Source organism: uncultured Cyclobacterium sp., assembly GCF_963976465.1.
Taxonomy (GTDB): domain Bacteria; phylum Bacteroidota; class Bacteroidia; order Cytophagales; family Cyclobacteriaceae; genus Cyclobacterium.
On the sequence record NZ_CAXBOC010000280.1, the window covers coordinates 1 to 7378 of the forward strand.

General features: G+C 43.0%; 7 protein-coding genes. All 7 read right to left on the minus strand.

Translation table 11 applies throughout. From position 1 onward, the window contains the following. Positions 1 to 922, minus strand: a 922-nt coding sequence (locus AAC037_RS15340; protein WP_339903801.1) for a DUF4038 domain-containing protein, incomplete at its 3' end; no start/stop codon positions are given. An 89-nt stretch (positions 923 to 1011) separates the two neighbouring features. Continuing rightward, positions 1012 to 2436 carry a nucleoside hydrolase-like domain-containing protein gene (locus AAC037_RS15345; RefSeq protein ID WP_339903802.1) on the minus strand — a complete coding sequence of 475 codons (1425 nt, stop codon included), beginning with the start codon at positions 2434 to 2436 and terminating at the stop codon, positions 1012 to 1014. A gap of 27 nt (positions 2437 to 2463) precedes the next feature. After that, positions 2464 to 3939 (minus strand): glycerol kinase GlpK, encoded by a 1476-nt coding sequence (gene glpK, locus AAC037_RS15350; protein ID WP_339903803.1) that lies wholly within the window; start codon positions 3937 to 3939, stop codon positions 2464 to 2466. Positions 3940 to 3985: 46 nt separating this feature from the next. Beyond that, positions 3986 to 4960, minus strand: a complete 975-nt coding sequence (gene rbsC, locus AAC037_RS15355) for a ribose ABC transporter permease (protein ID WP_339903804.1) — start codon at positions 4958 to 4960, stop codon at positions 3986 to 3988. After that, complete coding sequence (locus AAC037_RS15360) at positions 4957 to 6477, minus strand: sugar ABC transporter ATP-binding protein (RefSeq protein ID WP_339903805.1); 1521 nt, start codon at positions 6475 to 6477, stop codon at positions 4957 to 4959. The genes rbsC and AAC037_RS15360 overlap by 4 nt, the downstream gene beginning before the upstream one ends. 1 nt (position 6478) lies before the next feature. After that, positions 6479 to 7102, minus strand: coding sequence for a DUF2291 domain-containing protein (locus AAC037_RS15365; protein WP_339903806.1), 624 nt, complete (start codon positions 7100 to 7102; stop codon positions 6479 to 6481). Next, on the minus strand, positions 7099 to 7378 hold a 280-nt coding region (locus AAC037_RS15370), incomplete at its 5' end, for a substrate-binding domain-containing protein (protein ID WP_339903807.1). The genes AAC037_RS15365 and AAC037_RS15370, both read right to left, overlap by 4 nt.

A 7378-nucleotide genomic window follows, 5' to 3' on the forward strand; every position in this document is an offset into this window, starting at 1 on the left:
TTGGCTTTATGGGATGGGTCAAACTGTATTCCTTCAACATGCTTGGATACACTTTTTTAACTTCCTTCCATACTTCCACTCCATTTGCGGTCAGCCAGGCATCCTCATGAAACCAATTTGAGGAATTTATAGTGGCATCCCCATCCGGGTGATAGGTAAAAAAAACTTTTTTCCAGGCTGGATTTGGTTCATTCCATTTTGCAGATTCACCGGTAACTCCATACACTATTCCTTCAGCCATGGCTCTAAAAATAGGTCGAGAATCAATGCTTTTTCCATCTTCCTTATACAAGGCTTTTGCATCACCACCCAAAACCCAAAGAATATGGGGTTCATTTTGGTACCTCTTGCCGAGAAATGAACCGTAGTCTTTGGCTTCCTTCGCCGTAAATTCGGTATGCGCCCCACCAAATTGACTTGAAATATATGCCCTGCCCCAATTCGGAAGTAGGGCCAGGTACATGTTCCGTTTCTTTACAGCCTGAATAATGTAATCCGCATGGTCCCAATAATCATTGGGAGTTTCAGTGCTTCCACCTGATACAATCAAGGGTTCGGATGTATTTGGCGCATCCTCACCACCTGTAAATGGCCTGTGACCATAGGCATTGGCAGCATTGTGTGGACCACTATCGATTCCTCCTCCATGGGGGTACCAAAAGGCTACGGTCTGTATGACATTGAAGCCGGTTTTCTGTCTATGGTCAAGGTACATGTCTACTTCCTCTCTGGTAAGTTGCTGAAACAAGCCCCAGCCCGTATCGGCAATCCATAAAAAGGGAGTGCCATCTTCATGGGCGATATAGTGTCCATTTGATGCTACCTCAAGTTGACCGTGGGAATCCCAAGGGGCCTGCGCAAAAACATTGACTGAAATCAACAGTAAAAAGAAGGTATAGCCTAAATGTTTGATCGGGATCATTACTTTTGGGTTTAAGTGGAATAAATGACAAAGTATTGAAAAGACCGACCCTTTAGCAATAGCTAATTTTAGGCACGGTCTAAAGAGTATCATTTTACAGTGATGATTATCCTTCGGTACCTAGTTAATTTTGGTGTTCCGATATCACTTACTTCACAGATAATATGGATGGTTTGCCCTTTTGAAGCATTTTCAGGTACAATAAAAGTAGCCTTTTCACTTTCAGAATTTCTAATAGCAATACTTTCAGGATAAGTGCTTGCCTCTTGGTGTTTCCACCATTTAAAGTTCAATTGATCTTTATCGGGATCCGTTGATAGGGAAGCATCAAGCTTGACTTTTGCACCTGGTTTTTTACTAAGGTTCGCTTTATGGCGGAGTATTACTTTAGGTTCATGGTTGGCCTCTTCAAAAGATTTTACAGCCCAATCAGCCCTAGCTGCAAAATCATTTTGAAAGGCGTCTGACCAACGCCACATGGGTTTGAAATATTCACGCCGTTGTGCAGGTGTAGTTTTGCTTCCATCGCGTAAACTTTGTCTGCCCCAAGCATTGCTACCATACCACCTCCCTTCCGGGTATTGATAATCTGGTACAGGTACAGGATCAAGCCAAGTGTTTTCACGTACTTTGACATACCTTCCGCCCCAGCCACCATTTCCAGGTGATTCCAAGCTTCTTAATCCTGTGGGGATGATGTGCAGAAAGGCAGGGGAGTCACCCTCAGAACGGAAATCGCCATTTTCCATGGCTGGATAAAGGGCTGCCAATGCACCGTGGTTTTCAAGAATATTGGCTTTCATCCATGGCCCTTCAAAATAGGGCAGCATTTCTTTGGGCTGGACCTGAGCCCATCGGTAAGCAATGGCTTCAAACTGATCAGAGATGATGGTTGGGATGTTGTATTTTCCCCATTTTGGTCGAATGTATTCCTGAAAAGTAACATCCTGTTCCCATATCAGGTAAAGGCGAATTTTATTGGCTACATATTCCATTTTTTCAGGGTGATTTTCCTCGATGGTTTTCAAGGCCCTGGCAATAGTATTTGTCCCTCCCCAAGCTTGAATCCAAATAGGTCGGTCATCTGTTTCATCCAATAGCACCTTAACAATATGGCTTGAGCCTGCTGTTACTTCGATCATCTCACCTTCAGTTTTCACATTTCCCAATAGTGTGCGTTCCCTTAGAAAATCTGCTGTGGGAAATGCAGGATCGTGTTTTACCAGATTTGGATAATCCTTTTCATAAGCATCCAAATAAGGATTAATCCAATCATCTCCGGGCCAATTATGATCCTGAGCGTGATATTGCGAACTAGAGGTAATGATTCCTTCCACATCCCATTCGTTGACGTAATAAAGAAAGCGAACAATAGAGCACTGATCGTCTATTTCTCCATCGCTGGTGACGATAACCCTTGTTTTTTCCCCTGCCTTATTTTGAGCGATTAGGTTGCTGAAGCCTAAAGCAAGCAGTGCCGTTATTGCCAGTTGTATTTTGAGTTTGTTTTTCATGGTATGTTTTCTTTGTGGAGGTGAAATTTATCCAATCACGTTTTTCCATCCTTTATAGGCCTGTTTTGCTTTGTTCCTGCCATCTCCCGCCAAGGTGCTGTTGGCAGTCTGGTTAAATCCCTGGAGTTGCTCCAGACTTTCGTATATTTTTGATTGAAGTCCAGCCAAATAGGCAGCTCCTAAAGCGGAAACATCTGCAATGGCTATATTGGTGACTTTCCTTTCAAGCAGGTCTGCTAAGAATTGCAATACAAATTTATTTGCGGTAATCCCTCCGTCAATCTTGAGTTTAGAAAGTGGGGTGCCTGAATCTGCTTCCATGGCTGATATCACATCTTTTATTTGATAGGGAACAGACTCTACCGCTGCCCTTACCACATGATTTTTGGTGGAGTCAAATGAAAGCCCTTCAATGGACGCTTTCCGCTTCATGTCCCAATGTGGTGCTCCTAATCCGGAGAAAGCAGGCACGATGTATACGCCACCATTGTCTGACAAGGAATAGCATATTTCCTCTAAGTCTGCAGCATTTTCAAACAAACCAAGTTGGTTTTTAACCCATTCAATTGTGGCACCGGCTGAGACGATGATTCCTTCCAGTGCATAATCCACCCGATCTTCAGTGCTCCAGCAAATGGTGGTCACCATGCCATGCTGAGAAGTTTTTGGTTTACTTCCTATATTCATTAAAATAGAACTCCCGGTGCCGAGGGTTGCTTTTGCACTTCCTTGATCAAAACATCCTTCACCAAAAGCTGCGGCATGGGAATCCCCAATCATGGCCGAAATACTAACAGAATGACCTATTAATCCTTCAAAATTGGTGTCACCAAAATGAAAGGAAGAAGGTTTTACCTTTGGTAAATTAAGCTTTGATAAACCGAAATCCTCCAATAACTCTTTGTCCCAGCAAAGCTTGTTTAAATTAAAAAACAAGGTTCTAGAAGCATTGGTATAATCGGTCAAATAGGACTGCCCCTTGGTTAATTTATAAAGCAACCAGGTATCAATGGTGCCAAATAAAGCCTCTCCATTGTCTATTGCCTGTTTGATTTTAGGCTCGTTTTCATACAGCCAGATCACCTTTGTGCCAGAGAAATAGGGGTCAATGATTAATCCTGTTTTTTGATTGATTTTGGGTGCGATCCCTTCGCTTTTCAATCGTTCACAGACAGGGACAGATCGTTTACATTGCCAAACTAAAGCATTGTAAAGTGCTTCACCTGCTTTGTTCCACAGGACAAAAGTTTCGCGTTGATTGGAAATGCCGCAGGCTTTGATTTTGCTTAAATCACCGTTTTTAGCCCTAAATCCTTCCAGGCATTTGCCTAATGAGCTCAATATGTTTTGATAGATTGCTTCAGGCTCCTGCTCTACCCGGTTACCATCAAGATAGTGGGTCTTTAGTGGTGCGGTCTCCTTGTGCAAAGCTTTACCTTCTTCATTAAAAATGATGGTTTTGGTACTGCTTGTTCCTTGATCTATGGCTAATATATAAGACATTTTTATTTTCGTAATGCGTTGTTGTTATGGCTGAAGCAACGCTGGTTTATTCACTTTTCTGGTTGGACTTGTCAATGATTACCGCAAGGAGAATGACCAACCCTTTAATTACTTGTTGCCAAAATGGGGAAACACTCATAAGGATCAGCCCATTATTTAGGACTCCGATAATGATGGCACCCAACACAGTTCCCAGGATTGTTCCCCGCCCACCGGATAAAGATGTGCCTCCAATCACCACTGCAGCGATGGCATCCAACTCATAACTGAAGCCGGCATTGGGTTGAGCAGAATCCAGACGTGCTGTCACCAAAATTCCACCTACTGCAGCAAGTATGCCGGCAAGCGCATATACTCCTATTTTAACTTTTGCTATGGGTATTCCGGAGAGGAGTGAGGCATTTTCATTGCCACCTATGGCATAGATGTACCTGCCAAACCGGGTTTTTCCAGTTAGAACTATCGCTGTGACGACCACAATTCCTGAAATCCAAACCGGCATGGGGATGCCCAAAAACCAACCTGTGCCTAAAAAACCAAAGGTCTCGCCCAAACCCGAAATCGGATGCCCCTTGGTCCAAAGCATGGTGAAACCACGTGCCATTGTAAGCATGGCCAGGGTAGCCACAAAGGGGGGTACTTTAAATTTGGTAATGGCATAGCCATTGATAAACCCTAAGCCACCCCCAACAAATAGACCGGCAAGTACAGCTCCTAAAACAGTAAAGCCTATGAATAAATTGATAGCAGGAATGCTAATTCCATTGCTAAGCAGGCCAGCAGTAACAGCCCCGCAAAAGGCCAGAATAGAACCTACAGAAAGATCAATTCCAGCAGTTAAAATTACCAGGGTCATGCCCACTGAAATGCAAACGTTTACCGAAATCTGCCGCATGACGTTCCAGAAATTGTCTGTAGTCATAAAGTTGTCTGTCATCAAAGCCAGGCACAGGCATAAAATAAACAAGGCAATGAGGGACTGAAACTGAGCGATATTTAATTTTTTCTTTATAGAGATCATTGGGTCAGATTTTCCGGTATGCAGGCATTCATAACATTGTTTTCAGTAGCATCTCCACTCGAGAATTGAGCAGAAATCTCCCCTTCAGCCATCACTAGTATCCTGTCAGAAATAGCTAGAATTTCCGGGATTTCTGAAGAGACAACGAGAATGGAGATGCCCGATTGGCTCAACCGGGATATCAATTCATAGATTTCATTTTTAGCATTGATATCAATGCCTCGGGTAGGCTCATCCAGCATAAGGACTTTGGGAGACCGGGCAATCCATTTGCAGAGAATTACCTTTTGTTGGTTTCCACCACTTAGGTTCTTAATAAGTTGTCCTTCATTGTGAACTTTTATCTTTAGTGAGGCTACATATTTGTCATAAAGTTTTGTTTGCAAGGCACGATTGAGGAACCCATAGCTGCTTACCTGCTCCAGAACGGAAAGGCTTAGGTTTCTGCCTACAGACATATTGGGTACAATCCCGTTTTTTTTTCTGTCTTCCGGCACCAGTGCCATACCTGCTTCAATGGCCATCACCGGGTTTTTGAAAAGCATTTCTTTTCCTTCCAGTTCGATACTTCCGGTCATTCTGCGGTAGTGGAGGCCAAACATGCTTTCGCAAAGTTCTGTCCTTCCGGCACCCATCAAACCATATATTCCCAATACTTCCCCTTTGTGCAAGTCAAAATGAATATTGTTAAGCAAAGGTCGGCTGGGATTGCCTGGGTTTGTTAATTGCAGGTTTTTGACTTGTAAGACTTTTTCTTCAGAGGACTTTTTTCTGGATTTTTTAATGATATTTACTGAGCGGCCAGCCATCATATTGATCAGCATGGGGCGGGAAATGGCTGAAATCTCGCCTTGTCCAACGACTTTTCCATCTCGCAAAACAACAAAATTGTCAGCCAAGGCAAACAACTCCTCCAGCTTATGCGATATGTAGACTATGGCTTTTCCTTCAGCTTTTAACTTGTTAATTATTTCAAAGAGTAAAGCTGTTTCACTTTCCCCTATTGCGGAGGTAGGTTCATCCATAAATACTACTGATGATTCAGTCAAAAGTGCCTTGGCAATTTCTACGATTTGTTGTTGGCCTACTCTCAGGGAGCTTACCATAGCGGTTGGTTCTACTTCCAGTTTTAGCCTTTCCAGAAGTTCTTTGGTTTTGTGGATCATTTTATCACGATCCAAAAATCCAAAAGTATTGACCAGTTCTCTTCCCAGAAAAATATTTTGGGCTACAGTGAGGTAGGGGATAAGGTTTAATTCCTGATGGATAATGGATATGCCCATATCCTGGGCATCTTTCGGTCTGGAGAATTTGATTTCCTGACCTTTAAATAATAGCTCACCTTCGTAATCGGTGTGAATTCCCGACATGACCTTCAATAAAGTGGATTTTCCAGCACCATTTTCACCAATTAAGGCGGTGACTTTCCCTCCCTCGAGGCGCAAATCCACTTGGCTGAGAGCGGTCACCCCGGAGAACTTCTTGGTTATTTGTCGGACTTCAAGTAGCGCTGTCATGCTATTCTGTTATTTGAAGAGTAATGGGAATCACCTCAATCCGGCTAAGTTTTAGGTGCGCTTTATTGAGCTCAATCGCCCCCTCAAACCTTACCTTATCTCCTATTTTTACTTTAGACCTGAATTCCGGGATAAGCTCCTTTCGAATTTTTTCATTGATTGATTCAGAGATGCTGTTGAAATCAGAGGAGTTGTCATAATCGTTTAACTTGACTAAACCTGAAGCATCTCGGATGGCATTTCCATACACAAATTCCGTTTCCACTTCAATCACATGGCTTCCCACTTGCAGCAGGACATTGTTGTTATTGACGGCTGTAACCAGACCTACTCCTTGGACCCTGAAATAGCCGATATTCCCAATGCCCAGTGCGTACCCATAAGTTTCAAAGGCAGCAACCGTATTTTGCTCCAGGCTATCTATTAAAAGCGCAATGTCTGGTGCATCTTTATAGACCATCCTTAATTCATTGCCCCAAATGCCTTCTACATAGGCTTTTGCATCAAAACTTATTTCATTTCCATCTGCCAGTTTTCTATCCAGTGGCTGAAAATAGACGGAGTTATATCCCAATAGGCCTATGACAAGTATTCCAATACTGTATTTAATTGCTTTCCTGTTCATTTGCTTCCGTAGGCTTGGTAATCCATTACATTTTCCTGGTTGACCATTTCCACCGTTACAGGTACCTTTTGGGCAAAATTCCGCTTTCCATCAAAATAGGATTGAGCGTATTCCGCTGCAGTTCTGGCGATCAATTTGGGAAATTGCATGCCTGTGGCGAGTATTTTCTTGTCTCTGATGGAATTAATAACATCGCTAGCACCATCGAATCCAAAAACCATTACCTGATCTGCTTTACCAGAGGAAACCAGGGCCTGGTAAGCGCCCATGGCCATG